We start from the raw sequence: 1772 nt of genomic DNA on the forward strand, positions 1-1772 counted from the left end.
TAACCATTTCAGGATTTACACCAATTGACCCACTAAACATATAGGAAAAGTTCATTAAAAGACCGAAAAAGACCGCTGTTTTTGTTAAACAGCCCACAATTAAACCAATTCCGACTAAAATTTCTCCCCACGTCACAAGTGTATTAAATAAATCAACGTTTGGAATTGCAAAATCTTGTAAGAATGATGCCCACCAGGATTGAACAGCTGGTTGTGCTCCTTTAGATTTTTCAATTGCACCTTGTAAATAACCAGTTGCATCGAAGCCTTTTCCTTGTAGTTTACCGATTCCAGCCATTACCCATGTGTAACCAAGATACACTCGAATTATCGCTAATACAAAAGAAACTGTTTTGTTTTCTCTTAAAAATTGAATAATCATATCTTCCTCCTAAAGTTGTAATTAAGTCAGTTACAGATAATATAATAACATTAGTTACTTACTTTTAAAATGTTAATTGTGAATAATTCGTGACATACATACAAAAAATTAAATACTAACGTATATATAGTAACTTTTATTACCTGTAAAAACTTGAACATATCACGCCTGCTGATCACCCAGGGTTTCATCTCGCGCCATGCCGACGTACCGCCACATCGGAGAATACACCGACGTCCCGGCCGGCGACATCGGGGTTGGCGGACGCGAAATCGGCTACCTCTTCGGCCAGTACAAGCGGATCACCAACCGTTACGAATCCGGTGTCCTCACCGGCAAGGGGATTTCGTGGGGCGGTTCGCTGGTCCGCCCCGAAGCCACCGGCTTCGGCACGGTGATCTTCGCCGAGGAGATGCTCAAGACCCGCGGCCAGTCCTTTGAGGGCCAGCGCGTGGTGGTCTCCGGCTCGGGCAACGTCGCCATCAACGCGATCGCCAAGGCCCAGGCCTTCGGCGCCAACGTGGTGGCTTGTTCCGATTCCTCCGGCTACATCGTGGACGAGGCCGGGATCGACGTCGACCTCCTGCGCCGGATCAAGGAGGTCGAACGCGGACGCCTCAAAGACTACGAGGCCCGCCGTGCTGCCGTCTCCTACGTCGAGGGCGGCTCTGTCTGGGACGTTAACGCCACCGTGGCGCTGCCGTGCGCCACTCAGAACGAACTTGACGGCGACGCCGCCGCCCGGCTGGTGCGGAACGGTCTCGTAGCCGTGGCGGAGGGAGCGAACATGCCCTCCACCCGCGACGCCGTCGCGGTCTTCCAGCAGGCGGGGGTGCTGTTCGGCCCGGGCAAGGCCGCCAACGCCGGCGGCGTGGCCACGTCGGCCCTGGAAATGCAGCAAAACGCCAGCCGCGACTCCTGGTCCTTCGAACACACCGAACGCCGACTCACGGAAATCATGGTCGGCATCCACGACCGCTGCGCCGCCACCGCCGACGAGTACGGCGACCCCGGCAACTACGTGCTGGGCGCCAACATCGGCGGCTTCGTCAAGGTGGCCGACGCCATGCTGGCCCAGGGCCTCATCTAGGCGGGCGAATGGCCGGGCGCCTGGCGCCTGGCCGAACTATTTGGACAGCAGCGTGACGTGGTCCGGGGTGAGCTCGGAGATCCGGCTGACGCCCAGCAGGGCCATGGTGCGGCGCATGTCCGTCGCGAGGATCTCGATGGCCCGGTCCACCCCGGCCCGGCCGCCCGCCATCAGGCCGTACAGGTAGGCCCGGCCGATCAGGGTGAAGTCCGCGCCCAGCGCCAGCGCCGCGATGATGTCCGCGCCGCTCATGATGCCCGTGTCCAGGATGACGGCCGCGTCACTGTGGTCCGCCTTGAG

The 1772-nt window shown here is 57.2% G+C and carries 2 protein-coding genes and 1 pseudogene; 1 reads left to right on the forward strand and 2 read right to left on the reverse strand.

Going from position 1 to position 1772, the window contains the following annotated elements; translation table 11 throughout:
* The coding region (locus AB4Y86_RS18110) for a DoxX family membrane protein (protein WP_441403535.1) at positions 1–382 on the reverse strand (382 nt) is incomplete at its 3' end.
* Positions 383–590: 208 nt separating this feature from the next.
* On the opposite strand from AB4Y86_RS18110, the pseudogene AB4Y86_RS18115 reads away from it, so the two are divergent.
* Positions 591–1472: pseudogene (locus AB4Y86_RS18115) on the forward strand (NADP-specific glutamate dehydrogenase); the annotation flags it as partial.
* 36 nt (positions 1473–1508) lie between these two features.
* On the opposite strand, the gene AB4Y86_RS18120 reads toward AB4Y86_RS18115, so the two are convergent.
* A partial coding sequence (locus tag AB4Y86_RS18120) for an alpha-hydroxy acid oxidase (RefSeq protein ID WP_441403536.1) occupies positions 1509–1772 on the reverse strand: 264 nt, incomplete at its 5' end.

Origin of the sequence: Arthrobacter sp. 2YAF22_2 (assembly GCF_052114645.1) — a bacterium.
Classification (GTDB): domain Bacteria; phylum Actinomycetota; class Actinomycetes; order Actinomycetales; family Micrococcaceae; genus Arthrobacter.